The sequence below is a fragment of the Bradyrhizobium sp. 6(2017) genome, assembly GCF_011058295.2.
Lineage (GTDB): Bacteria > Pseudomonadota > Alphaproteobacteria > Rhizobiales > Xanthobacteraceae > Bradyrhizobium > Bradyrhizobium septentrionale.
The window spans coordinates 8,362,665-8,386,208 of the sequence record NZ_CP049289.2; the positions used below are offsets into that span (position 1 = coordinate 8,362,665).

The following is a 23,544-nucleotide window of genomic DNA, read 5'->3' on the forward strand; positions in this document are numbered from 1 at the left end:
CGGCCACGCAACAAGAAGAAGGAGGACATTATGAACCTGCCCAGGCATCTGCTGCCCACCACCGTCGTCGGTAGCTATCCGCAGCCGGAATGGCTGGTCGATCGCGCCATGCTGTCGAAGTCGGTGCCCCGCACCCGCATGCACGCAATGTGGCGCCTGCCGGCCGAGCATCTGGAGGAAGCGCAGGACGACGCGACCATCGTGGCGATCAGGGACATGGAACGCGCCGGCATCGACATCGTGACCGATGGTGAGATCCGCCGCGAGAGCTACTCCAACCGGTTTGCCACCGCCCTTGATGGCATCGATGCCGACAACCCCGCAATGATCACCGCACGCACCGGCAACACGCAGACGCCGGTGCCGCGCGTGGTCGGCCCGGTGAAGCGCAGGGGACCGGTCGAGCTGCACGACATGCAGTTCCTGCGCAACAACACCGACCGTGCCGCAAAGATCACCCTGCCCGGCCCGTTCACGATGAGCCAGCAGGCCAGGAACGAGTTCTACAAGGACGACGAGGAGCTCGCGATGGCCTTCGCCGCGGCCGTCAATGCCGAGGCACGCGACCTCGAGAAGGCCGGCGCCGACGTCATCCAGCTCGACGAGCCCTGGGTGCGCAACAATCCGGATCTCGCCAAGCGCTATGCGGTGAAGGCGATCAATCGAGCGCTCGAGGGCATCACGATCCCGACCGTGGTGCATCTCTGCTTCGGATATGCCGCGGTGGTGCCGGGCTCGACCAAGCCGGCCGGCTATTCCTTCCTCGCCGAGCTCGACGACACCATCGCCGACCAGATTTCGATCGAGGCGGCCCAGCCGAAGCTCGATCTCGGCGTGCTCAGGGATCTCTCATCGAAGAAGATCATGCTCGGCGTGCTCGACCTCGGCAACCCCGAGATCGAATCCGCCGCCATCGTCGCCGATCGCATTCGCAACGGCCTGAAGCATGTGCCGGCGGAACGGCTGGTGGTGGCACCGGACTGCGGCATGAAATACATGCCGCGCCACGTCGCGTTCGGAAAATTGAAGGCGATGTGCGACGCTGCCGCGACGGTCAGGAAAGAGATCGGCTAACCGCCGTCGCCGACCAAGCATGATAAGGCAAAATCAGTCGCCAGCGACGCTGGCGACGCCATACTCGGCCTACGAGTTCGACGGCGCGCGCGTCGATGCCGACTTAACGTCCTTGATGCTGACGATGACGGCGATGCGCTTGACCGTACCGTTGCGGTAGGCCTGCAGGAACCTGTCGTAGTGCTTCACGGAGATGCAGCCGTTGGAATCGCCGTTCGGCCCGAGCATGTAGCTGTGGACCAGCAGGCCGACCCGTCCGAACGGGTCGCTGCCATCGACCGGGGTCATGCGCAGCGCAGGCACACCGTGGAACAGCTTTTCGCGCGGCTTCATCTCGTAGATGCCGGGCGGCGTCGCGCCTGCATTGCGGGCGTTCACGTGGGCCGGATCGTCGAGCAGATTGCCGAGGCCTGAATGCGCCTCGAATTTGGTGCCGTCGGGCATGTACACTATGCGGCCGGTGATGTCGTAGACCGCCGTGGTGCTGTCGTAGCCGAGCGCGCCGAGATCGGGGCTCGGACCGGACAACAATCCGTCGTTCGGATCGATCGAGGCCAGCTGCAGCTTGCCCGGCATCATGTCGGCGATCTTCTGCAGGAACGTGCGGTTGTCACCCTGCGGCACCGGCGCCTGCGGCGGCTGATCGTTCCGTGCCAGCAGATTGGCTTCGGCCGGCCGTGACCGCGGCATCGGCACCGCGGATGTCGCAGGCGTCGTGGCGGCGACGGACGCCGTCGCAGGCAGGCTCACCTGTTCGGTCTGCGTGTCACGCAACTGGCCGGCCAGCGCATCCTCGATCTGAACGAACTCGGTATTGAAATCGCCGCGGCTCGAACGGAACCCGCGGCGCAGTGGATAATAAAGCGAGGCCGAATTGAGCGTGGAGCGCGAGCCGAAGCGATCTTCGAAGCTCAGCGCGGCGCTGGTGTTGGCGAGCGCCGGTCCGTGCAGCCAAGCGGTGGGATCGATGCCGACCGCCCAGGCGGCAAGGCCAGCCGACAGCGCAAGCGCGCTCACGGCAAACGCCGTGCTGCCCATCAGGGATATGCCGCGGCTCGACTTACGCCCGGCAGCTTTCGTCGTACGTTGACCCATCATCCCCAAATACGGTGCTCTGGGGCCTGTTGCCCGGCCCACGTGGGATTCACCGATCGCTCATCATATCAGGGAATTAGAGTAAGGCATAATCGAGACAGAGCGGGCAACGAGAGGTTTTTTAAACGTTTTTCGGATGGAAAGTGGCTGAGAATCAGCGCTCGGCCGGCCGAAATGGCCCAAAAAGTCCCGATTCGGGACAATTTCGGCGCCTCAGGCGATCCTTTCTTCCCAGAGGGTGAAGATCGGGACCGGCTTCCCGATGGCGTAGCCCTGGGCGTAGTCGACCCCGATCTGGCGCAGTTCGTCCAGGATCGCGAGGCTCTCGACGAATTCCGCGACCACCTGCTTCTGCATGATCTTCGCGGTCTTGGTGATCATCTCGGCCATCGCGCGATCGACCTTGCTGTTCAGGATCTCCTTCACGAACGAGCCGTCGATCTTGATGACGTCGACCGGCAGGTGCTTCAGATAGGCGATCGAGGACATGCCGGTGCCGAAATCGTCGAGCGAGAGGCTGCAGCCGATCTCGCGCAGCCGCGCGATGAATTTCTGCGCCTCGTCGAGATTGGAGATCGCGCTGGTCTCGGTGATCTCGAAGCACACCAGTGCCGGCGAAACATCATGCTGCGCGAACAGCTCGGCGACGAAGTCACTGTCGCCGATGGTGGCGCCGGAGAGATTGATGGCGTAGCTCGCGACCCTGCGCGAATGGTGCTTGCGCTCGGCGATGATCTCGAAGGCGCGGCGAACCACCCAGCGGTCGATCAGCGGCATCAGTCCGTAACGTTCGGCTGCGGGCAGGAAGCTGCCGGGCGGCACCAGGGCCGCTCTCGTCGCGCAGCCGCAGCAGCAGTTCGCGCCGCTCATTGCAAAACGCGACGAGCTTGAAACGACTTGGTTGTAATGCAATTGCGTCAAACTTTACGCATCCCGGCAACCGGGTGCTCAGGGCCGCAATGTCGGCGACGTGTTCGGCGCCGGCGCCTGCTCCATTTCGGACTCTTCCGGCAGCTTGTCGGCATGGACGGCAAGCGGCGCGCCGATCCAGAGCGGATCGTCGTGATGATCGCGGCGCGGATTGGTCGTGTTGGGATGGACCAGGATGCTCAGGCCGCCATGGTTCAACATCAGCCACGGCACCAGGGTCGGAAACAGCTCGGCCGCAAACGCAACCTGATACATCGCCTGATCGTGCGGACCGACCTTGACATCGTGCCAGCGCCCGAGCGTGACCAGGAAGCGCTCACCGATCCAGTTGCGCAGCCGTTCCGCCTCACCCCGGCTGTTCGCGGGGTCGTAATAGACATGGGCGTGATAGCTCGCGATCTCGCCGATCGGGCGCGGCGCATCCGTCATCTCAGCTCTCCTTCTGGCCGGCAGCCCCATCGAATGCAGCTGCCTCTACCTTCACCGACATATTGCACAGATTTGGCAAGTCGCGCCCCTTCGGCCGGTCACTTCCGCCGCAGCACACTGAACTGGAACGACTGCGCTGCTCCCCAGGGCGTGACGTGCCGATGCCGCTCCTCGGCGATCAACTCGAAGGCCGGTCCGATGGTCCGGCTGAGCGTTGCCGGATCATAGCGCTGCACCGGCAGGCCGCTGCACTTCTCCGGACCATCAGGCGCGAAGGTGCCGATCACGGCGTGGCCGCCTGCCCGGACGCCGCGATGCAGCCGGTCGAGATAGGCCGCGCGATCGTTTTCCTCGACGAGGAAATGAAACGCCGCGCGATCGTGCCAGATGTCGAAGGCCCGCTGCGGCTGCCAGACCGTCGCATCATCGGCGACCCAACGTACCGCGTCGCCCGCCGTGCCGAGCCGCTGCCGCGCGCTCGCCAGCGCAGCTTCGGAGAGATCGAGCACCGTGACATCGTGAAAGCCGCGCGTCAGCAACGCATCGACCAGCCGCGAGGCCCCGCCGCCGACATCGATGATCGACGCGTCGCAGCCGGGCGCGACGGATTCGATCAGCCGCAGCGACGGCTGCGGATCGGCCTGCGACCAGCTCACCTGCTGCTCGCCCTTGGTCAGATAGACGGTCTGCCAATGCGATTGGCGGTCGGATGCAGTCATGGGCGGTACGTTCCGAAAGCGGCGGCGGCAACCCGCGTTGCGCAACCATGAGCTAGGCGCGGCGGTTTCCCGCGTCAACCGGCAGCAGCGGGCGCGTTGCGGCAAATGCCGCAGTTGATTTGGCGCATTTTCCATTTAACCTGACGGACAGGTTGAGATCGGGGCGCCCGGGGATGGCCAATTTCGGCTGGACACGCGTCAACAAGCCTGCACCCGCGGAGGACGCCGCCGGCGACTTGCGCGGCCTCACCGATCCATTGGCGTTTCTCGCCGCACTCGACAAGGTCGTGCCGCGCTATCTCGATCTCGCCGACAACGGCGTGCTGGTCTATCCGGCCTGCAAGCGCAAGTCCGGCGACCTGCTCGGCGATACCAGAGCGATCTGGGAGCACACCCGGCTGGAAGCGATGCGCTATGTTCCGATGGTGCCGCGGCAGGACACCTCGCTGCTGGCCGATCCGTCCCGCCAGGCGGAGATGATCGACGCCTTCCTGCGCCAGCGCGCGCACGACAGCACCGTCGTCGACTTCACGGGCACCGCGATCGAGGATTACGGGATTGCGATCTACGCCGGGCTGAACTGGCTGAATCATTGCGGCGCCATCGTGGGTGCCGACCCGCAGAAATTCTCCGGCACGCTGCGAAGCTTCCGCAAGGTCATGGTCGTGGCCCGGCAGTGGTGGGCGCTCGACGGTGCCGCGGAGCGCTGCCGGCAGATGCTGGAGGCGCGCGAACGGCCGCCGCTGGTGTTCTTCCTGCTGTGGGCCGAATGTACCAACCTGGGGCGGGAGATTGCGATCGCGGCGGCCGGTGCCAACGCGAGCGAAGACAGCATCGCACGCCTGCGCGCAGCCGAGGATCCGGAAGAGCTGACGTAATGCGCGAATCGGACGCGCAGCCGCTGGCTAGGGTGCGTACTTATAAATTCAGGATGTCCGCTTTCGAGAGGTAAAGCGCACTCGCGGCCCCGACCACAGAGATGTCGCCTTTTGATCCATAGCGGTCTTCCATTGATTTAGATCAACGTGATACCGCGGGGGTTTCGTTCCTCTATCAAAACAAGCGACATCCCGCTTGGTCTCTTGGTTAGCAGCGGCGTCGCTGATTTTGATGGACGCGGTACATCCAGGAGGCTGGTTCAATCGTCAACAAGAGAGGACGCTATGAGCGATCGTCCAGACGACGGTTCCCCGAACGAATCCTCCTCAAACGCATCCGAAAAAGAGAGGCGTGGCGATGCCGGCATCCAACGACGCGACCTTTTGCTAGGTGGTTCGTCGCTCGCGGCGATGACGGCTTTGGCGGCGACAGCGCCAGCGACCGCTCAAGTGCAGCAGGCCGCACCGGCACCTGCAGCGGCGCCCACATCGACGGGGCCGAAGCTTGGCGAGATACTGCCGTTTCCGCAGCCGCAGCGTCCTGTCATCACCGAGCCGGATTGGCGCAAGGTGCCGCAGCCGAAGCCAGTCTCGATCCGGCCGCCGAAGGGCGCCCCCAACATCCTGGTCATTCTTCAAGACCAGACTTCCTATGCGGACCCATCGACCTTCGGCGGACCGATCAACTTCCCGACCATGGATCGTCTCGCCAAAGAGGGGCTGACCTACACAAACTTTCACGTCAACAGTCTGTGTTCGCCGAGCCGCACCGCGCTATTGACCGGACGCAATCAACATCAAAATAGCCAAGCCGCAGTAGTTGACGGTGCGACCTCATATCCCGGCGACACCGGCATGCGGCCTAAGAGCGTTGCGCCCATCGCCGAAATTCTTCGACAGTGGGGCTATTGCACGTCGATGTTCGGCAAAAGCCACGAGACGCCGCCGTGGGAAACCAGCATTAGCGGTCCGTTCGACCGCTGGCCAGCGCGACAGGGCTTTGAAAAATTCTATGGCTTTATCGGCGGCGAGAAGAACTTGTTCCGGCCCTACCTCGTGGATGGCACTACCGAACTCGGCGTGCCGCGCGACCCAAACTATCATTTCAACGTCGATATCACGGACAAGGCGATAGGCTGGATACGTGGTACGCGCTCGCTGACGCCGGATCGTCCGTTCTTTATGTATTACGCCACGGGCGGTGCGCATCCGCCTCATACGCCGCCGAAAGAGTGGCTCGATGTCTACAAGGGGAAATTTGATCAGGGGTGGGACAAGCTACGCGAGGAAATTCTGGCGCGTCAGATAAAGATGGGCTTGATGCCTCCGGGCACCAAGATTGCTGAAAACCCTCCTGAAATTCCTAAATGGGACGCCCTTTCGGACGACGCGAAGAAGGTGCTGTCGCGGCAAATGGAAGTCTATGCAGGCTATGCCGAGCATACCGACCGCGAGATCGGGCGTTTGATCGATGCCATCGGGGATCTCGGCGAACTCGACAATACCATCGTGATCTATATCGCCGGCGACAATGGCGGCACCGCGATCGGTGGTCTAAACGGAACCTTCAACGAATGGTCCAACCTCAACGACGCACCCGAAGACATCCCGTATCTCAAGACCCGAATGGACGAGTATGGCGGACCGAACTCCTACCCTAACTATTCGGTGGCCTGGGCAATGGCCGGCTCCACGCCGGCAACCTGGTGCATCAATGCCTGCCAGGGCGGCGGCCAGAATCAGGGCATGGTCATCCGCTGGCCCGGCGGCATCAAATCGAAAGGGGAAATCCGCAGGCAATATACCCACCTGATCGACGTTGGCCCCACCATCCTTGAAGCCGTCGGCATCCCCGAGCCAAAGATAGTCAACGGCGTTGAGCAGATTCCGATGGCCGGCACCAGCATGATCTACTCCTTCGACGATGCGGCGGCAAAGGATCGCCACACCGTCCAGTACAACGAGTGCAGCGGCAATCGCAGCATCTACAAGGACGGCTGGATGGCCTGCGTGATGCACCGCGCGCCATGGGAGAGCAGCCCCCGCGTCGATGACTACGCCAAGGACAAATGGGAGCTTTACAATGTGGCCGTGGACTTCGGGCAGGCCACCGACCTCGCCGCGCAAAATCCCGCGAAGCTGAAAGAACTGCAGGATCTATTCCATCAGGAGGCGATCAAGTTCGGCGTTTATCCGATGGATGACCGATCCTTCGCACGGCTGAATGCGACCAATGCCGGACGGCCCGACATTATGGCTGGCCGTACCGAGGTGACCTACTACGCCGGGATGACCGGCATGGCTGAAAATGTCTTCATCGACACGCTCAGCCGTTCCTATGTTGTCACCGCCGACCTGGTCATTCCCAAAGGCGGCGCCAACGGTGTGGTGGTTTCGCAGGGTGGCTTGTTCGGCGGCTGGAGTCTTTACGTCAAGGACGGAAGACCCAAGCTCGCCTACAACTGGCTGGCGCGGGAGAAATACTTCATCGAAGGCAAGGAGGCTCTACCGGAAGGCAAGGTCACGCTGGTCTATGATTTCACCTATGACGGCGGCGGCCTGCACAAGGGCGGCACCGGCGTGCTGTCAATCAACGGCAGGAAAGTCGGCGAAGGCCGCATCAATAAGACGCAGGGTGCGGTGTGGTCGCTGGCCGGAGAGACCGCGGACATCGGCATGGATGCCTACTCCCCAGTGTGCGATGACTACGATCCTTGGGAAAACGCCTTCACCGGCACCATCAACACGGTGAAGATCAAACACAAGGCTTGAGCGCAAGACTTGACCCTTCCCCGTTACGCGAGGAGGGCTCTCTTTGTGTCCCGCGCAACACCAGTCCGCTCCTGGCCCGTTGCTGACCTTCGCTCAGCGCGCCGACATGCCGGCTTCCGGGAGGCAAGCCGATGTTGGTCATGCGTGCGGCAGAGGGGCCGCTTTTGACCCAAAGGAGACACTGACGGCTCGCTCGATAGGCCACTCCGGCTCGCGCGCGCGACCAAAATAATTCAGTCTTCCGAGCGCAGGGCCGCCTCGACGCGCTGGATCAGCCGCTCCCGCATGTCAGGCATGGCCCCGCCGAGCAGGAGGAAGACGCGGACGATCGGCAAATAGGGCTGCATCGCCGCCGTCAGCGCCACAGGCGCTATGCCGGCCAGCCGCGCATACTCCGCCTGCAGAACCGAATTGACCGTGGCCCGCTCCGGATCGTCGGCGTGTTCGGGGCCAATCTCGGCAAGCAGGACATGGCACTGTGCAATCTCGTAGGCGGCGGGCGCACGAGCCGCGCCGAGCCAGTCGATCAGTCTCGGACCCTGCGCCGTCATAATCACGTTGCCGGGGTGAAGATCGGAATGGCACAGCACGTCAACGGGCGCGAGGTGCTCGATCAGCGCGAGGACGCCGGAGGTGATGCGCTCCGGAAGCACGCTGCCGCCGAACCGCAATCTGGCGTCCATCGCCTCCCGCAGCGAGAGTGCGTGCGGCGGCGGTCGCGTCTTGTGAACGGCAAGGCAGAGCGTCGCAAGGATTGCGCCCGCTTGTTCACGCGTGATGGCGCCGGTGCGCGTAGCCTGCGTCAGGTTCGGCCCATCGAACCGCGGCAGCACTATGCCAAAGCGGCCGTCCAGGGTGACTTCGCCGAGCACCTCCGGCGCTGGGCCGCCGGCGGCGAAGACCGCGCGGGTCATTTGCGTCTCGTGCTGGACGACCCACTGCGGGATACCTGGCTTGGACAACTTGACGACCTGACCGGGCACCCAGGCGTGGACATCAGCGAAGACGCCTTCGCCGATCTTCTCTCCCAGCGATCCCTGCATGCCCGTTCTCCGCCGTGCAGAGGAAACACCGGCGGCGAGCAAAAAGGAACCCCTCTCGTCGCGGGGCCGCCGGACACTATGATCGCCTTTCAACCTGCAGAGACCTTCGTCCACTCCGCTAAATGGTGCCAAGTCCGGTTGTGGCCCCTTTCCGACATGACGGATCAAGTCAGCGATGTCGGCTCAGCGAGACAACACGGACATTGCGTTGGCGAGGTGCAAATAACATAGGGCTCGCAATTCCTGCACTCGGCAATTTCAGGCCTTGTGATGGACAGTCTGCAGGCCGTAGACCTGCGTCGGGATGCTCTCGTAGCGCGCCTTCAGCTGCAGGGAAAGGAATTGCGAGTAATGTCGCGACTGATGCAGATTGCCGCCGTGGAACCATAGGCCTTCCTGCTGCGTCGGCTTCCACATGTTACGCTGCTCGCCTTCCCACGGGCCGGGGTCCTTCGTCGTATTCGAGCCGAGGCCCCAGACCTTACCGACTTTGTCGGCCATCTCGGGACTCACGAGATCGGCCACAAAGCCGTTCATCGAGCTGTAGCCGGTGGCATACACGATCACGTCCGCTGGCAATTCCTTGCCGTTGTCGAGCTTGACGCCGTTGGGCGTGATTTCTTCGACTTGTACAGTGAACAGTTTGATTTTGCCGTCAATGATAAGCTGTGAGGCGCCGACGTCGATGTAATAGCCCGAGCCGCGGCGCAGATACTTCATGAATAGCCCGGAATCGTCGTCACCGAAGTCGAGCCTGAAGCCGGCCTTTTCCAGCCCGGCGTAGAAAGCGGCGTCATCCTGGCGGATCTTGTCATAGACCGGCTTCTGAAACTGATTCAATATCCGGTAGGGCAGCGAAGCGAAGATCAGATCGGCCTTGGCCGTGGTCATTCCGCTGCGGACGGCACGTTCGGAATAAAGATCACCGAGGGTCGCCATCAGCGAATCCGAGCGCACAATGTGCGTCGTTGAGCGCTGCACCATCGTTACGTCGATGCCGGCCTCGTACAGCGCAGCGCAGATGTCGTGGGCCGAATTGTTCGAGCCGATCACCACCACCTTCTTGCCTTTGTAGCCGCCGGAGCCGGGATGGCGAGAGGAATGGTGTTGCTCGCCCTTGAACGTTTCCATGCCTTTGATTTTCGGCATGTTCGGCTTGGCCGACATGCCGGTCGCGAAAACAAGCTGCTTGGGCCGCAGAGTGATCTCCTTGCCATCGCGTTCGACGACGATGGTCCATTCCTTCCTTGCGTCGTCCCAACTGGCGCGTTTGGCCATAGTGTTCGTCCAGTAGTTCAGCTCCATGACCTTGGTGTACATTTCCAGCCAATCGCCGATCTTGTCCTTGGGCGAGAACACAGGCCAGTTCTTGGGGAAATCGATGTAGGGCAAGTGATCGTACCAGACGGGGTCGTGCAGGCAGAGCGACTTGTAGCGGTTGCGCCAGGAATCGCCGGCGCGTGCGTTCTTTTCGACGATGATCGTCGGTACACCGAGCTGGCGCAGCCGCGCACCGAGCGCAATGCCGCCCTGTCCGCCGCCGATGACAAGCACGTGGGGCTGGGTCTTGAACCCGAGTTCTTCGACTTCCTCGTCGCGCAGCTCCTTCCAAGTCTTGGAGCCGGGATTGACGCCATGCCTGGCGCCGAGCGGTCGGCTGAAGCCGGCCTTTTCCTCATGGCCCTTGAGTTCGGCCATCGTCGTCAAGAGCGTCCAGATCTGGTCGTTCTGCAGTCGGATGAGTCCATATCCGCGCGCGACCTCGGTCTCGAATGAGATCCAAGACTCGGTCACGCCGCCAGCCTCGGTTGGCGTTTCACCTTCGGCGATTTTCCAGTTGTGCGGCTTCACGCGCACTAGGCAATGCGCGAGCATGTCGCGGACCTGATCGCGGCCTTCCATGGTCTTGATGTTCCAGGTGAAGGCAACGAGGTCGCGCCAGTAGCAATCCGGAGCGAACATTCCTACGGCGGCGTCGAGATCGCCCGCCGCAAGCGCGGCATCAAACTTGTCGAGGAAAACTTGGACGCGCGCGCTAAGGGTGGTGTCGAGCATCACTTCCTCCCAAACGTCGTTTTCATATTTTTCTGCGCAGGCAACGTAACCTTACCCCAACCATCGCGGGAATCCAGACTCGCACGGCAGGTTCCCGGTCGGCTTCAGCACCTCTCGGCGCCCGCCTGCAACAACGCCGCTTTGCCCATCGACGAGTTAGTAGGTTTAGAGTTCTATTTGCTGCGGTGCACGAGTCTGGAGGTGGCCCTTTGCGGACATCGGATTCTTCTGCTTCTTCTCGATCCAGGTCAGCTTGTCGGCGAACTTCTCCCGCATAGCCTGCGTCATCTCGAGCTCGAGCGGGAAGCTGCCGCTCATCGTGTCGGTGGTGCAGCCCTCGAACTTGCCGAACTCCTCGAAATACGAGGTCAGCCGGTCGCCGACCTTGCCGACAACAGGCACGTCCACGATCATGCGGAACGGCGACACGCGCGTGGTGCGGCAGGCGAAGGTGCGCAATTTGCCCTGGGCGTCGTACGAGTTCGGCAGCGTGTAGCTGCCGTTGACCGAGATCCTGACAGCGTGTTGCTTGAGAAACTTTTCGACAGACACGGCTGGACCTCGCCCGAGGCGATGTGAGTGCACGGAGGTCGGGGGTTGACCGGCTTCTCTGCCGGTCCGGTGGTGGGGACGTCCGCTACCGACGCGACGGCAGCGGGAAGGCTGCGGCATGCGTCCCAGCGCGCCGCGGGCTGGGACGCAAGCAGCCTTGGCGCGCAGGTGCGTACAGTCGTACCGTCGAAAAACTAGGAAAAAGTTAAACCGGCACGGAGCACGGGCGGCGCACTCTATGGCGTAACCCTTTCACAACGGTTTATTTTGCGGGCCGCACAACTACCGGGAGAGTTGTCGCACGCCGATGCAATCGCGCCGTGCCCTAAAGCGCCTGCTCCGGCTTCCGCCCGGGTGCTAGGCTTGGCCGAAATCAGACCGGACCCTCGGATGCCAAACATGTCAGATAAAGCGCTTGCCGACGGCAAGATCCTGCAAAGCGTGGTCGATGGCGTCGGCGTCATCACCTTCAACAATCCCGACAAGCGCAATGCGATGTCGCTGGAGATGTGGGAAGGGCTCGGCGAGGCGCTGATCGCCTTGCGCGACGATCCTGATGTCCGCGTCGTGATCCTGGTCGGCGCCGGCGACAAGGCCTTCGTGTCGGGCGCCGATATCAGCCAGTTCGAGAAGACCAGGCACAATGCCGAGGCCTCCGAGGAATATTCACGGCGCAGCGCGGCCCAGCGCGCCCTGCTCGCCGACTATCCGAAGCCGACCATTGCCTGCATCCGCGGCTTCTGCCTCGGCGGCGGCATGCAGGTCGCGATGCTGACCGACATCCGCATCTCCGGCGCCAGCGGCCAGTTCGGCATTCCCGCGGCCAAGCTCGGCATCGCCTATGGCTATGAGGGCTTGCGCCATCTGGTGTCGCTGGTCGGCCCGTCCTGGGCGCGGCTGATCATGTATACGGGCATGCGGATCGACTCCACGGAAGCGCTGCGGATCGGCCTCGTCGATCGCGTGCTGCCGGACGCCGAGCTCTGGGACGCGACCATGGAGATCGCGCGCACCATTTCGGGCAACGCGCCGCTGGCGATCAAGGCCGCCAAGATCACCATCGCGCAGGTGCTGAAGGATCCCGCCGATCGCGACATGGCCGCGATCAAGCAGATCGGCATCGACTGCATGGACAGCGCGGATTTCCGCGAGGGCCGCAGCGCCTTCATGGAAAAGCGCAAGCCCAAGTTCAAGGGCCGGTAGCGGCGTCCTCATCCTCACCTGTCATCGCCCAGCCTGTGCGCAATTGCGCACTTGGACCGGGCGATCCAGTACGCCGCGGCCCATCGGCTCAAGCACGACCGCCTCTCGAATACTGGATCACCCGCATGCGCGGGTGATGACACCGGATGGCTATTGCGCGATTTTCTGAATAATCGAATAATACCGTCGATTTGCCCGACGTGTCAAGTTGCCGTGTCGAACGTCGGCAGCCGCGGGCTACTTTGCATGGGGTTGTTTTCGATATTTTGGCAATGGGCCCTTGCAACGGCAGGCCGCGGAGTTTCGCTGTGCTCGTGCTTGAACCTGCCCCCTACTTCTTCTCGTTGACCGGCACCGTGTAGTTCAGGATCAGCCGTCCGCCGTCGGGGTAGATGGTCTGGCCGGTGATGTAGGAGGCATCGTCGCTGGCGAGGAAGGCCACGACGGAGGCGACCTCGCTCGGTTCGCCGCAACGGCCGGCCGGGGTGCGCGACAGCACGCTGCGCCGGGCATCCTCGGACGAGAAGATCGCCGTCGCCACCATCTCGGTCAGGATCGTGCCGGGTCCGACCGCCACGACCCGAATGCCGTGCGGCGCCAGCGCCACGGCCGCCACCGAGGTGAGCTGCTTCATGGCGCCCTTGGACATCGCATAGGTCGCAAGCGAGGGGATCGCAAGCAGCGCATTCACCGAGGACATGTTGACGACGACGCCGCCACCGCCCTGCGCGATCATCTGCCGCGCTGCGGCCTGGACGCCGAAAAACGCGCCCTTGAGGTTGATCCCCATCACATCGTCGAATTCGGCTTCGCTGATGTCGAGGAAATCGCGGTTGCGCGCCACGCCCGCATTGTTGACCATGACGTCGAGCCGGCCGAACTCCTTGACCGCCGTAGCGACGATGCGATCGACATCGGCGCGCTTGCTGACGTCGGCTTCGACGGCCCGCAACCGATCCTCATGTCCGAGTTCGTTGGCGGTGTGGACGAGCCCAGCAGCGTCGACATCAGAGATGACGACCCTGGCGCCATCGGACAGGAAGCGCGCCGCGCAGGCCTTGCCGATGCCGCGCGCCGCCCCCGTGATGGCGACGACCTTGCCGGAATTCTTCATGGTAGTGCCTCCAGATCAAGACTGTTCAAGGAGCAATAGCGCATCGCGCGTCCGCAGGGAACGCGACGGATTCTCCGCAGGAGGATTCAGGACTTTATGCGCGCGAGAATTCTATCGGCCTCGATCCGCCAGTCCGCGCTGCGGGCGAAGTCCGGCGTTCCCTTACGCCCGAACACGCCTTCATCGGCAAGATCGGCGATCCAACCCTGCCGCTCGGCGGTAGCAGACGCGGACCATGGCGCAAGCCCGGCCTCGCGCACGGTCTCCGCCCGCCACCTCGCGCACCTCCTCGGCGCGGCGCCGGCCGTGCTCGATCACCCGCTGGAAGAAATAAGCGCCCTGCTTCTCCCAATCGATGGCAGGGAAGGTTTCCTTGAGCGAGGCCAGCACCGCATCCTCGACGCCATAGGCACGCGCGGTGGTAAAGCTCTCGATCACCATCGCCTCCAGGCCCTTGATCATGATGCTGCGGCACATCTTGACCGCCGAGGACACGCCGAGTTCGTCACTCGCGACCTTGGCCGCGAAGCCGAGCGCGACCAAAAGCGGCGCCAGCTCCCGCGCGCCCGGGCCGCCGAGCAGCAGCGGCACCTTGATCCGGTACGGCGGCAGCGAAGTCATCACCGCGCCTTCGACATAGCGGCCGCCGGCGCCATCGATGTGCACGGCGGCGCGCTGCTTGGCACCGGGCGAGGCCGAATTGAAATCGAGAAACCAGGCGCCGTTCCGGATCGCGGGTGCACAGGCCTCGGCCACCGCCACCGCCTGGCTCGCCGTCACCGCCGAGATGATGAAATCGGCCCGCGCCGCGAGATCGGCGTGGGATTGGGCGAGCGCGACGCCGATCTCCGCCGCGTGCGCGCGCAGCGGCGCGCCCTGCCCGCGGTCGAGCTTGATGTCATAGGCCGCGACCTTGACGCCCAGCTTACGCAGGTCCTCGGCGAGGATGCGGCCGACCTCGCCATAGCCGAGCATGCCGATCTGCCATTGTCGCGGATCGCTGGAGATTGTCATCAGTTCAAGTCCCGTGTTGTGTCGTCAAACAGCGCGTCGACCGCGACGCGACGCGGGATCAACGCCTGCTGGGCGCAGTAGTCGATCATCAGTTCGAGCGGCCTGCGGTTCGCCTCGACGCCGAACGGCACCAGGTCCGGCACGTGGGGCGGACCAGCCCTGGCCTTGCTGCGCTTGAGGAGCTCGTAGAGGCTGCGCACCACGTCGGGCCGCGACGTCGCGAGCTGTCCCGTCACCACCACCAGATGATTGACCGGTACGACACCATGCCGCGCATACCACCGCGCCGCCTCGCCGGCCGGATCGGCGAACAATGGCTTGAGCGCCGGGTCGCTCGAGGTCTCGCCCAGCACGGCGTCGAGCTCGCCGTCCTTCAGCATCTGGATGATGGTGCTGCCCTTCGGCGCACGCTCGGTGCGGTCGACATATTCGGCGATATGCGGGTCCTCGAAGGTCACCCAGTCGATGCTGTCGAGGTTGACGCCGTAGTCGTTGGCCAGGATGCCGCGCATCCATGCTCCCGTCGTGGTCGTGAACGAGCGGATGCCGACCCGCTTGCCCTCGAGATCGGCAGGCACGAGCGTGCCGCGGTCGGCGCGATAGAGCGCGTGACCGTGCTGGAAGCGGCCGACCATCGCTGCCGGCAACAGCACCAGCGGCTTGCCGTGCGCGTGGGCCATCAGATAGGTCACGATGGCCATCTCGCAGACGTCGAACGCCTGCTCGCGCACCATCGGCTTGAACGCGGCGTTGGTCGGCGTGAACTCGGTGAAGTCGAGGTCGAACAGCTCCGAGCGCAGCTCACCGTTCCTCACCGCCTGGATGTGCGGGTGATTGCCGAGCACGGTCCGCAGCCGAAGTTTCTCCATGGCGATCGCCTCCGCGGGATCAGGTCAGCGCTCGTCCGGGAATTGCGCCCGGTGCCTTGCGCGGGGCAGGCGTCACAGGATCGAGTGGAGGAGCCTGCAGCGCGGCCACCGTCGCGCGCACCAGTTCCTCGATGGCGTGGCCGGCGTCGGTGCCGTCGGCGCTGCCGCGCGACAGGCGCGAAACGCGCTCGGGGGTCACCAGCGTGTAGTAGAGCGCGCCGAGTAGGAAGTGGCCGCGCCAGACCAGATCGGTGCGCGGAATATGCGGCAGGCTTTCATGGATCGCATCGATGAAGGCGTGGCTGGTGTCGTCAAACGTCTGCGCGATGATCTTGCGCACGACCTCGTTTCCTTCGGCGGACATGATCGCGCGCAGCCGCGTGAACCGCGTCCCGCCGCCGGCAAGGTCGCTGCCCGAGGTGAAGGCCGGCAGCACATAGGCGCGCACGATCGCCTCCAGCCGGTCCTGCAAATCGCGCACGCGCCGCGCCGCCGCCAACAACTCGGAGCGCCGCCGGTTCATCGGACCGCAATGCCGCCGGTAGATTTCCAGCAGCAGGCCGTCCTTGGTCTTGAAGTGATAGGTCACGCTGCCAGGATTGGCGCCGGCGGCCTGCGCGATGTCACGCACCGAGACGGCGTTGAAGCCGTAGGTCGAGAACAGCTCCTCGGCGGCGGCGAGGATCGCCTCGCGCATGTTCGGCTTGCGTGAGCTTGCGGCCTTGACGTCGGCCTTAACGCCAAACTTGGCAGGTTTGCGGACCATATTTGTACTATCGTCCAAATAATCAGGTCGCGTCAACAAGGCGGCCAACAAGCGCGCGGTCAGGACAGTTTGAGGTCAGGCTCGGCTCGGCCGCGCGCGGCGGCGTCGAGCAGGAAAGTCTTGCCATGCCCGGGATCGGCCGCGCGCTGCGCGTCATCCATGTCCTGCCAGGCCGAGGTCACAAGCACACGCGAGAAGTCGCGGCCGACAAAGGCCGGGCAACTCGATTGGCTTGCCGGCACGCGCAGCGAGCGCAGACGCTTGCCCCGGGGATCATAGATGTCGACGCAGCCGCCGCCCCAGCGCGCATTCCAGATCAGCCCGTCGGCATCGACGACCGCACCGTCGAGCCCGCCCGTGCCTTGATGCTGGATCAGGACCGCGGGCTGGCCCACCGGCAATCCGGTCGCGGCATCGAGCGGCACCCGGTACAGCACATTGGTCGCGGTATCAGCGAAATAGCCGACATCGCCCGCGGGTGAAAAGCAGATCGCGTTCGGGATCGTGATGTCTGGATAAAGCTGCGTGATGCGACCACGGTGCAAGGTGTAGATCGCGCCCGCTCCCTGCTCGGCATTGCGCCCCATGGTGCCGAGCCAGAATGTTCCGGACGGATGCACGCGCGCGTCGTTGGAGCGCGTCGCCGGGTTGTCGGCCTCGAGCGCAGCGAACAGCTCTATGTGGCCATTGGCGATCTGCCGCACATAGAGCCCGTCGTCGGTGAGGACAAGCTGCCGCTCGCCGTCGATCCGCGCCAACGCGCTCGCCATGTTCGGCAGGTTGTGGATCACGGTCCGCCCACTGGCAAAGCGATGCTCGAACAGGCGACGCTCGCGGATGTCGAACCACCAAGCGGTGTCGGTTGACGCATCGTAGGTCGGGCCTTCGCCGAGATGACAGCGCTCGGCCGACAATATCGATGTCGGCACCTCTTCCATCGGCGGCTCGGCGGCTCGATCAGTCATGGCATCACTCACACGGTCGAGAATCGATAGATGGCGCTGCGCCGATAGATCTGCCCGGGATCGAGCCGCGCCGACGGAAAGTCGGGCCGGTTCGGCGCATCGGGCCAGGCATGCGGCTCGAGACACAGCGCATCGGATTGGCGGTACAGCCGGTCGCCCTTACCGGCGGTCGAGCCGTCGAGGAAATTGCCGGAATAGAACTGCAGTCCCGGCTGATCGGTGAACAGCTCCATCACGCGGCCACTGTGCGGCGCCTCGAGGCGCGCGGCGAAGCGGAGGCCGGTCCCCGCGGCCAGACAGAAATTGTGGTCATAGCCGCGCCCGAGCCGCAGCTGCTCGTCATTCATCCTGATCCGCGCGTCGATCGCTGTGGGCTTGCGGAAGTCGAACGGCGTGCCGTCGACCGGCCGCGGCGGCCCCGGCAGCGGGATCGCGGTGGCATCGACCGCGAGAAAATGGTCGGAAGCGATCGTGAGCCGGTGATCGAGGATCTGCGTGCCTGAGCGCGCACCGTCGAGATTGAAGAAGCTGTGATTGGTGAGGTTGAGGCAGGTCGGCCGGTCGGTGGTCGCCTCATAGGTCACCGCGAGCTCCATCGGACTGCGCACGCGATAGGTCACCCGCGTCGCCAGATTGCCCGGATAGCCCTCCTCGCCATGCGGGCTTTCGCGCTCCAGCACCAGCGTCGGCCCCGGACCGTCGCTGAGTTCGGCGATCCGCCACAGCTTGCGATCAAAACCCTGCAGCCCGCCATGCAGCGCGTTGGGGCCGTTGTTGGCGTCGAGCTGCACCGTTTCGCCATCGAGCATGAAGCGCGCGCCGGCGATCCGGTTGGCGTAACGCCCAACGGTCGCGCCAAAGAATTTGCGCTGCCCGAGATAGCCGTCGAACGCGTCGTGACCGAGCACGATGTCGTCGCACTGTCCGTCGCGATCCGGCGTTACTAGCGCCTGCAGCGTGGCGCCGAAGGGAAGGATGGCGGCCTCAAAGCCGTGCTCGCCGCGCAGCGTCACGCGCTCGACCACGGTACCATCGGGCAACATGCCGAAGGGCGCGCAACTAATTCCGGCCGAAGTCATTTTCAGTCCTCGAACGCCTCGACGAGGCGCCGCCGCCCCAGCATGAAGCTGTCGGCGACGAGCTGCAAGGGCACCAGATCGACGTCGGATTTACCATCCGACGTCAGCGTCACGAAGCGGCGATACAGCGCGGGATACTCCTCGTCGGCGGCATCGACGACCAGCATGCTGCCGTCGCGCAGCTGTCTGCCACCCTTGGACAGCGTCACGGGCCCGGCATCGGTCTCGCATAGGATGTCCCAGGTCTGCGGACCGGTCTGGCGGAAATCGAATTCGGCACGGATCGGCAAGCCGCTCTCATCGGAGAGCTCGAGTTCCGCGGCAATCGGCGCCTCCCGATTGGCGGGGAAATCCAGCATCGCACTCCTGACAAGAACCGGACGCGGCAGGATGTCGGTCAGGATCGAGAGCGCGTTGACGCCGGGATCGAACACGCCGAAACCTCCGGCCTCGAAGATCCAGGCCTGGCCGGGATGCCAGACGCGCACGTCCTCCTTCCAGATGATGGTCACCTTGTTGATAGTGCGGCCGGCGAGCAGCTTGCGCGCAGGACCGACCGCGGGCGCATAACGCGAATGCCAGGTCGCAAACAATGTCCGGCCTGCCTGATGCGCTGCCACGATCAACGGCGAGAGTTCGGCAACGGTGGCCCCCGGCGGCTTTTCCAGCAGCACGTGCTTGCCCGCAGCGAGTGCGGCGGCGGCCTGCGCGTGACGGGTCTGGGGCGGCGTGCACAGCGCGACCGCGTCGATCTCCGGCCCGTCGCGCAGCAGTTCATGCAGGTCGCGGAAATGCGGCAGCCCCGCCGGCGATTTGACCGGATCGGCGACCGCAACCAGGGCCGCGCCCGAAATCTTCGCGATCGCTGGCACATGCTGCCGGCGCGCGATCTCACCGAAACCGACAATAGCGATACGCAGCAGGTCGCTCATGCCCGTCCTCGTGTTGTCGGCGGCCCTGATCGGCAAACAGTCTCAGCGCAAGACCACAGGTCAGCACCCAACATTAACCGCACGCTCTTGGTTTGGTTGCAATCCGGAAAATCAGCCACGCCGCGTTGCAAGGTAACTATCAAGACCGCGTCTAGCGCGCGGCCTCGAACCCGCCCAGCACCGCCGTCAGATTGGCCCCGAGGATATCGGAGAGATAGCCGCCCTCCTGCACCAGCACCGTCGGCAGGCCGAACCGCGCCAGCCCCTCGCCGATGCGGCGGAAGCCGTCGGTGGTGACCGCGAGGCCCGCCAGCGGGTCCTTCTCGGAGGCATCGAGGCCGAGCGCGACCACCAGCGCCGTCGGTGCGAAGGAGCGGATCGCCCGCTCCGCCGCCGCCAGCGCCTTCATGTAGCCGTCGTCGCGGGTGCCCTTGGCCAGCGGAATGTTGAGATTGGTGCCGAGACCACCTCCGGCACCGCGCTCATGCGCATAGCCCCAGACGTAAGGATAGAAGAACGACGGATCGGCGTGGATCGAGACGGTGAAGACATCCGGCCGCTCGTAGAAGATGCCCTGCGTGCCGTTGCCGTGATGCACGTCGACATCGAGGATCGCGACGCGCTCGTGCTTCTGGCGCAGATGCTCGGCCGCAATCGCGCTGTTGTTGAGGAAGCAGAAGCCGCCAGCGAGGTCGCGATAGGCATGGTGGCCGGGCGGTCGGCACAGCGCGTAGACGGCATCTTCGCCATCCAGCACCATTTGCGCGGCGGTGACCGCGACGTCGCTCGAGGCGCAGGCGCCGGCCCAGGTGCCCGGTCCGATCGGACAGCCGGTGTCGACCGTATGCCAGCCGAGCTTGCCGACGATATGGGTGGGGTAGGTGCCGGCGTTGCGCACCGGATGCATGTTCGCGATCATCTCCGGCCCGGCATTGCCGAGCGCGGACCATTCATCCCAGGCCTCAGCGAGGAAGCTCAGATATTCCGGACTGTGCACCCGCGCCCGCGGCCCTTGCCCAAACTTTGTCGGCTCGATCAGCGTGTGCTTGCCAGCCTTCAGGCCCGCCAGCAGGCGGTCGGCGCGCTCGGGCTGCTCGGTGGTGCGCTGGACCACACCGCGGACCAGGAAGAATTGCGGATCATGGCTGCGGTGCAGATCACTGTAGACGGCCTTCACGGGACACTCCTGTTCGATCGGCAGTGGAGCGGGACAGTGCACGGACAACGCGCCGCACACTACGCTCAATCTGTGCGTTGTACACTATCAGCAGCCGCGCGGGTCTGAAACGGAGCACAATTCATGCTATGCCCGCACACGGCGCAATGATTCAAACGCGCTGGAGACGAAGTCCGACGATGGCGCGCAGCAAGGCGGAAACCGAGGATGCGACAACGGGGCGGCGCGGCCGACCTCGCTCCGCCACGACCACGGCCGCGATCCTGCAAAGCGCCTATACGCTGATGGCGACCACCGGCCTTGCCGCCACCACCATCGACGCGATCGCCAAGCACTCCAACGTCTCGAAGATGACGATCTACAAATGGTGGCCGTCGCGCGAGGCGTTGCTGATCGATGCCTTCCTCGACCAGGCCTCGCGCGCCGTGCCGCTGCCAGAAACCGGCAATCCGGTAGCCCGCATCCGCCGCCATGTCGCGACCTATGTCGAGGCGTTGCAGGGCGAGTTCGGGCGGGTGCAGCTCGCGGTGATCTCGGAATGCATCTCCAAGACCGGCGCAGCGGAGCTGTTCTACGAGCGCTACCTCGGCCTGCGCCGCAGCAGGATGCTGGAGATCATCACCGCCGGCCAGAAGGACGGCAGCATCGGCGCGCCGGGCGTGCCCGGCGATATCTATGACGCGATCTATGGCAGCCTGTTCTATCGCTATGTCTTCGGCATCAAGCCGTTGACGCCGGCGTATGCCCGCAATCTCGTCAATCTGGTTCTGCGGCCGAACAACGACACGTGAATATCAAGCAGAGTGCTGCCGCTGGCGGCGAAACCAGGCCCAGGTCTCGCGCGTGACGGCGCGGTAGTTGCTGCCGCGATACACGATGTGGCCATCGACGATGGCGTTCAGCTTAGGCAGCGCATGGAACGGCACCGTCGGATAGGCATGGTGCTCGACATGATAGGGCATGTTCCAGGCGAACCATTTCATGATCCGGCCGGTCATCGTGGTGCGCGTATTCTCGAATGCGCTCCGCGTCCGCTCGCATCCGGTGTGCTCGGCATAGAGATAGGGACGCAGGATCAGCTGACCGGCCAGCAGCGGCACGATCCATACCCAGAGCAGGATCGCGCTGTGCAGCGCAAGCGATGCCACCAGCAACAGCAGATAGCCCGCGAGATAGAGTCTCGCCTCCCGCACGATCGACGCCCGCTTGTGCTCCGGAATCCACGGCACGCTCACCTTCCCGGTGAGCGCGTGCCGCAACATCAGGCGGACGCGGACCAACACCTGCAGCAATCCGGAATAGGCGATTGCCAGTTGCGTGTCCGACGCCGGCCTGGGACCGACGATCAGCTCCGGGTCCTTCTCCGGATCCTGGGTGTAGCGATGATGGTCCCAGTGGAACAGGCAGTAATATTGATAGGGCAATCCGATCATGAAGGCGGACAGATTGCCGACAACCAGATTGAGGCGATGGCTGCGGAACGCCGTCTTGTGCGCAGTCTCATGTACCACCATGAACAGGAACGCGACGAAGTAACCTTGCACGACAATCAGCGGCACCGCCCACGGCAAACCGCAGCGTGACGAGACAAGCCAGATCAGCGCACCGACCACAACGATCATCCCGTAATGGCTCGCCGCGCGCACCGCGCCGGCAAGGTTCGACTTGGCCGACAGATCTCGCAGGGTCAGCGGGCTGAGCGGCTTCAAGCGCGGTCCGACGTCACTTGTCTCTGCGGTGCTCATGGTCGCCTCACATGTCAGCGTTGCAGCAGGGCCGAGATCTCGGCGTTGATGAAGGCGCGGTCTGCGGGGTTGTTGACCGGATTGCCGGCACGGTGGCCGTGGATCGAGGGGATCGCGTGCAGCGCCGCGGAGCGCGCGTTGACCAGGCGGCCGAGCTCATCCTCGTTATCGCGCGGGTCGAAATAGCGATCGGTACGCCCGGGCACCAGCAGGACGTGCGCCTTGATCGCGGCCAGCGCCCGGTTGAAATCGCCGCCGAATTCATCGCAACGGCTGATGTCGCCGGCCTGCCAGATCGCGACTTGCGCCAGCAGATCATTCGCATCGCGCCGCGCGAATGCGCCGTCCCACGATCCCGCCAGATAATCCTCCAACGAGTTGAAGCCGGCTTCGCGCCAGACCTCCTCGCGATAGAATTCATGCGACATCGCCCAGCCGGCATAGACGCGCCCCATCGCGCGCAGGCCAGCCGCAGGCTTGCTGACGAAGCGGCCGTCCCGATAGGCCGGATCGGAGGTCAGCGCGGCCTTCACCCCCTCGAGGAACACATGGTTATACGGCGAGCACCGCGCGCTGCCGCAGACCACCGCTGCGCGCTCCACCATGTCGGGGTAGCGCGCGGCCCAATGATAGGCCTGCATGCCGCCCATGGACCAGCCATAAACCAGCGCGAGCTTGGTCACGCCGAACCGCTCGAGTAGCAACCGCCGCTGAATGGCAACGGCATCATGATAGGTGAAGGCGGGAAACGGCGCGCCGCCAAGCACCTCGCTCGAATTCGAGGGCGAGGACGACAGGCCATTGCCGAACAGATTCGCGGTGACGATGAAGTAACGCTCGGGATCGAGCGCCCCGCCCGGCTGCACCAGCCATTCGATGTCGTAGTGCTGGGCGGCGAACGACGTCGGATAGAGGATGACGTTGTCCTCGGCCGCGTTGAGCGTGCCGTAGGTCTTGTAGGCCAGCCTCAGCTGCGGAAACACGGCGCCGCCCTGCAGGGTCACGTCACCGGCCTCGAACACCTCATAGTCGCGTGGCGTGGTCATGCGCATTCGACCTCAAGTATGCAGGGCGCGACGCTGCGCCCGCAATAACTGTACTTGTAGTACATTAATTCGGGAGCCGAGGCAACA

General features: G+C 64.1%; 20 protein-coding genes and 2 pseudogenes. 5 read left to right on the forward strand and 17 right to left on the reverse strand.

Annotated features, from left to right (window positions below; genetic code table 11):
* Positions 1-30: 30 nt before the first annotated feature.
* Positions 31-1,074 (forward strand): 5-methyltetrahydropteroyltriglutamate--homocysteine methyltransferase, encoded by a 1,044-nt coding sequence (locus G6P99_RS39755; RefSeq protein ID WP_029083046.1) that lies wholly within the window; start codon positions 31-33, stop codon positions 1,072-1,074.
* 69 nt (positions 1,075-1,143) lie between these two features.
* Here the strand turns inward: G6P99_RS39755 and G6P99_RS39760 are convergent, their stop codons facing one another.
* From G6P99_RS39760 to G6P99_RS39775, 4 genes are all read right to left on the reverse strand, one after another.
* Positions 1,144-2,112 (reverse strand): DUF2778 domain-containing protein, encoded by a 969-nt coding sequence (locus G6P99_RS39760; RefSeq protein WP_246709768.1) that lies wholly within the window; start codon positions 2,110-2,112, stop codon positions 1,144-1,146.
* 270 nt (positions 2,113-2,382) lie between these two features.
* The gene (locus tag G6P99_RS39765; protein WP_246709769.1) at positions 2,383-3,039 is read right to left on the reverse strand and encodes an EAL domain-containing protein; all 657 of its coding nucleotides are present in this window, start codon (positions 3,037-3,039) and stop codon (positions 2,383-2,385) included.
* A gap of 78 nt (positions 3,040-3,117) precedes the next feature.
* Complete coding sequence (locus tag G6P99_RS39770; protein WP_029083049.1) at positions 3,118-3,528, reverse strand: DOPA 4,5-dioxygenase family protein; 411 nt, start codon at positions 3,526-3,528, stop codon at positions 3,118-3,120.
* A 98-nt stretch (positions 3,529-3,626) separates the two neighbouring features.
* Complete coding sequence (locus G6P99_RS39775) at positions 3,627-4,247, reverse strand: class I SAM-dependent methyltransferase (RefSeq protein ID WP_029083050.1); 621 nt, start codon at positions 4,245-4,247, stop codon at positions 3,627-3,629.
* A 173-nt stretch (positions 4,248-4,420) separates the two neighbouring features.
* Between G6P99_RS39775 and G6P99_RS39780 the strand changes: the two genes are divergently transcribed.
* On the forward strand, positions 4,421-5,125 hold the full coding sequence (locus G6P99_RS39780) for a hypothetical protein (RefSeq protein WP_029083051.1): 705 nt from the start codon (positions 4,421-4,423) through the stop codon (positions 5,123-5,125).
* Positions 5,126-5,410: 285 nt separating this feature from the next.
* Positions 5,411-7,897 carry an arylsulfatase gene (locus G6P99_RS39785; RefSeq protein ID WP_205751546.1) on the forward strand — a complete coding sequence of 829 codons (2,487 nt, stop codon included), beginning with the start codon at positions 5,411-5,413 and terminating at the stop codon, positions 7,895-7,897.
* A 233-nt stretch (positions 7,898-8,130) separates the two neighbouring features.
* Here G6P99_RS39785 and G6P99_RS39790 read toward each other — a convergent pair whose 3' ends face one another.
* From G6P99_RS39790 to G6P99_RS39800, 3 genes and pseudogenes are all read right to left on the reverse strand, one after another.
* Complete coding sequence (locus G6P99_RS39790) at positions 8,131-8,940, reverse strand: aminoglycoside phosphotransferase family protein (RefSeq protein ID WP_165126049.1); 810 nt, start codon at positions 8,938-8,940, stop codon at positions 8,131-8,133.
* A gap of 258 nt (positions 8,941-9,198) precedes the next feature.
* Positions 9,199-10,995 carry a flavin-containing monooxygenase gene (locus tag G6P99_RS39795; protein WP_029082814.1) on the reverse strand — a complete coding sequence of 599 codons (1,797 nt, stop codon included), beginning with the start codon at positions 10,993-10,995 and terminating at the stop codon, positions 9,199-9,201.
* Between the two features lie 219 nt (positions 10,996-11,214).
* Positions 11,215-11,547, reverse strand: a pseudogene (locus tag G6P99_RS39800) (PilZ domain-containing protein); the annotation flags it as partial.
* A 390-nt stretch (positions 11,548-11,937) separates the two neighbouring features.
* Here G6P99_RS39800 and G6P99_RS39805 point away from each other — a divergent pair.
* A complete protein-coding gene (locus G6P99_RS39805; RefSeq protein ID WP_029082813.1) occupies positions 11,938-12,750 on the forward strand; it encodes an enoyl-CoA hydratase in 813 nt (270 codons plus the stop codon).
* Positions 12,751-13,081: 331 nt separating this feature from the next.
* Here the strand turns inward: G6P99_RS39805 and G6P99_RS39810 are convergent, their stop codons facing one another.
* From G6P99_RS39810 to G6P99_RS39845, 8 genes and pseudogenes are all read right to left on the reverse strand, one after another.
* Positions 13,082-13,864: an SDR family NAD(P)-dependent oxidoreductase gene (locus G6P99_RS39810; RefSeq protein ID WP_029082812.1), complete on the reverse strand. Its 783-nt coding sequence runs from the start codon at positions 13,862-13,864 to the stop codon at positions 13,082-13,084.
* A gap of 86 nt (positions 13,865-13,950) precedes the next feature.
* Positions 13,951-14,878: pseudogene (locus G6P99_RS39815) on the reverse strand (DUF1932 domain-containing protein).
* Positions 14,878-15,747 carry an ABC transporter substrate-binding protein gene (locus G6P99_RS39820; protein ID WP_029082811.1) on the reverse strand — a complete coding sequence of 290 codons (870 nt, stop codon included), beginning with the start codon at positions 15,745-15,747 and terminating at the stop codon, positions 14,878-14,880. Before G6P99_RS39820 ends, G6P99_RS39815 begins: the two are co-directional and overlap by 1 nt.
* A gap of 19 nt (positions 15,748-15,766) precedes the next feature.
* Entirely contained in the window at positions 15,767-16,513 is a 747-nt protein-coding gene (locus tag G6P99_RS39825) for a TetR/AcrR family transcriptional regulator (RefSeq protein WP_029082810.1), read from the reverse strand.
* Positions 16,514-16,572: 59 nt separating this feature from the next.
* Positions 16,573-17,451 (reverse strand): SMP-30/gluconolactonase/LRE family protein, encoded by an 879-nt coding sequence (locus tag G6P99_RS39830; RefSeq protein WP_029082809.1) that lies wholly within the window; start codon positions 17,449-17,451, stop codon positions 16,573-16,575.
* A 35-nt stretch (positions 17,452-17,486) separates the two neighbouring features.
* Complete coding sequence (locus G6P99_RS39835; RefSeq protein ID WP_029082808.1) at positions 17,487-18,557, reverse strand: aldose epimerase family protein; 1,071 nt, start codon at positions 18,555-18,557, stop codon at positions 17,487-17,489.
* Between the two features lie 2 nt (positions 18,558-18,559).
* A complete protein-coding gene (locus G6P99_RS39840) occupies positions 18,560-19,489 on the reverse strand; it encodes a Gfo/Idh/MocA family protein (RefSeq protein WP_029082807.1) in 930 nt (309 codons plus the stop codon).
* Positions 19,490-19,640: 151 nt separating this feature from the next.
* Complete coding sequence (locus tag G6P99_RS39845) at positions 19,641-20,666, reverse strand: histone deacetylase family protein (protein WP_029082806.1); 1,026 nt, start codon at positions 20,664-20,666, stop codon at positions 19,641-19,643.
* A gap of 179 nt (positions 20,667-20,845) precedes the next feature.
* Between G6P99_RS39845 and G6P99_RS39850 the strand changes: the two genes are divergently transcribed.
* Complete coding sequence (locus tag G6P99_RS39850; RefSeq protein ID WP_029082805.1) at positions 20,846-21,457, forward strand: TetR/AcrR family transcriptional regulator; 612 nt, start codon at positions 20,846-20,848, stop codon at positions 21,455-21,457.
* A gap of 3 nt (positions 21,458-21,460) precedes the next feature.
* On the opposite strand, the gene G6P99_RS39855 is transcribed toward G6P99_RS39850, so the two are convergent.
* Both G6P99_RS39855 and G6P99_RS39860 read right to left on the reverse strand, forming a co-directional pair.
* Positions 21,461-22,411: a fatty acid desaturase gene (locus G6P99_RS39855; protein ID WP_029082804.1), complete on the reverse strand. Its 951-nt coding sequence runs from the start codon at positions 22,409-22,411 to the stop codon at positions 21,461-21,463.
* A 14-nt stretch (positions 22,412-22,425) separates the two neighbouring features.
* Positions 22,426-23,457, reverse strand: coding sequence for an alpha/beta fold hydrolase (locus tag G6P99_RS39860; protein ID WP_029082803.1), 1,032 nt, complete (start codon positions 23,455-23,457; stop codon positions 22,426-22,428).
* Between the last annotated feature and the right edge of the window lie 87 nt (positions 23,458-23,544).

Bases quoted from the DNA above. Each gene is read 5' to 3' on its own strand.
- G6P99_RS39770 (WP_029083049.1), bottom strand. From the start codon at position 3,528: ATGACGGATGCGCCGCGCCCGATCGGCGAGATCGCGAGCTATCACGCC.
- G6P99_RS39850 (WP_029082805.1), top strand. From the start codon at position 20,846: ATGGCGCGCAGCAAGGCGGAAACCGAGGATGCGACAACGGGGCGGCGC.
- G6P99_RS39860 (WP_029082803.1), bottom strand. From the start codon at position 23,457: ATGACCACGCCACGCGACTATGAGGTGTTCGAGGCCGGTGACGTGACC.
- G6P99_RS39755 (WP_029083046.1), top strand. From the start codon at position 31: ATGAACCTGCCCAGGCATCTGCTGCCCACCACCGTCGTCGGTAGCTAT.
- G6P99_RS39805 (WP_029082813.1), top strand. From the start codon at position 11,938: ATGCCAAACATGTCAGATAAAGCGCTTGCCGACGGCAAGATCCTGCAA.
- G6P99_RS39790 (WP_165126049.1), bottom strand. From the start codon at position 8,940: ATGCAGGGATCGCTGGGAGAGAAGATCGGCGAAGGCGTCTTCGCTGAT.
- G6P99_RS39810 (WP_029082812.1), bottom strand. From the start codon at position 13,864: ATGAAGAATTCCGGCAAGGTCGTCGCCATCACGGGGGCGGCGCGCGGC.
- G6P99_RS39825 (WP_029082810.1), bottom strand. From the start codon at position 16,513: ATGGTCCGCAAACCTGCCAAGTTTGGCGTTAAGGCCGACGTCAAGGCC.
- G6P99_RS39830 (WP_029082809.1), bottom strand. From the start codon at position 17,451: ATGGAAGAGGTGCCGACATCGATATTGTCGGCCGAGCGCTGTCATCTC.
- G6P99_RS39785 (WP_205751546.1), top strand. From the start codon at position 5,411: ATGAGCGATCGTCCAGACGACGGTTCCCCGAACGAATCCTCCTCAAAC.
- G6P99_RS39780 (WP_029083051.1), top strand. From the start codon at position 4,421: ATGGCCAATTTCGGCTGGACACGCGTCAACAAGCCTGCACCCGCGGAG.
- G6P99_RS39795 (WP_029082814.1), bottom strand. From the start codon at position 10,995: ATGCTCGACACCACCCTTAGCGCGCGCGTCCAAGTTTTCCTCGACAAG.
- G6P99_RS39760 (WP_246709768.1), bottom strand. From the start codon at position 2,112: ATGGGCAGCACGGCGTTTGCCGTGAGCGCGCTTGCGCTGTCGGCTGGC.
- G6P99_RS39835 (WP_029082808.1), bottom strand. From the start codon at position 18,557: ATGACTTCGGCCGGAATTAGTTGCGCGCCCTTCGGCATGTTGCCCGAT.
- G6P99_RS39765 (WP_246709769.1), bottom strand. From the start codon at position 3,039: ATGAGCGGCGCGAACTGCTGCTGCGGCTGCGCGACGAGAGCGGCCCTG.
- G6P99_RS39820 (WP_029082811.1), bottom strand. From the start codon at position 15,747: ATGGAGAAACTTCGGCTGCGGACCGTGCTCGGCAATCACCCGCACATC.
- G6P99_RS39775 (WP_029083050.1), bottom strand. From the start codon at position 4,247: ATGACTGCATCCGACCGCCAATCGCATTGGCAGACCGTCTATCTGACC.
- G6P99_RS39855 (WP_029082804.1), bottom strand. From the start codon at position 22,411: ATGAGCACCGCAGAGACAAGTGACGTCGGACCGCGCTTGAAGCCGCTC.
- G6P99_RS39840 (WP_029082807.1), bottom strand. From the start codon at position 19,489: ATGAGCGACCTGCTGCGTATCGCTATTGTCGGTTTCGGTGAGATCGCG.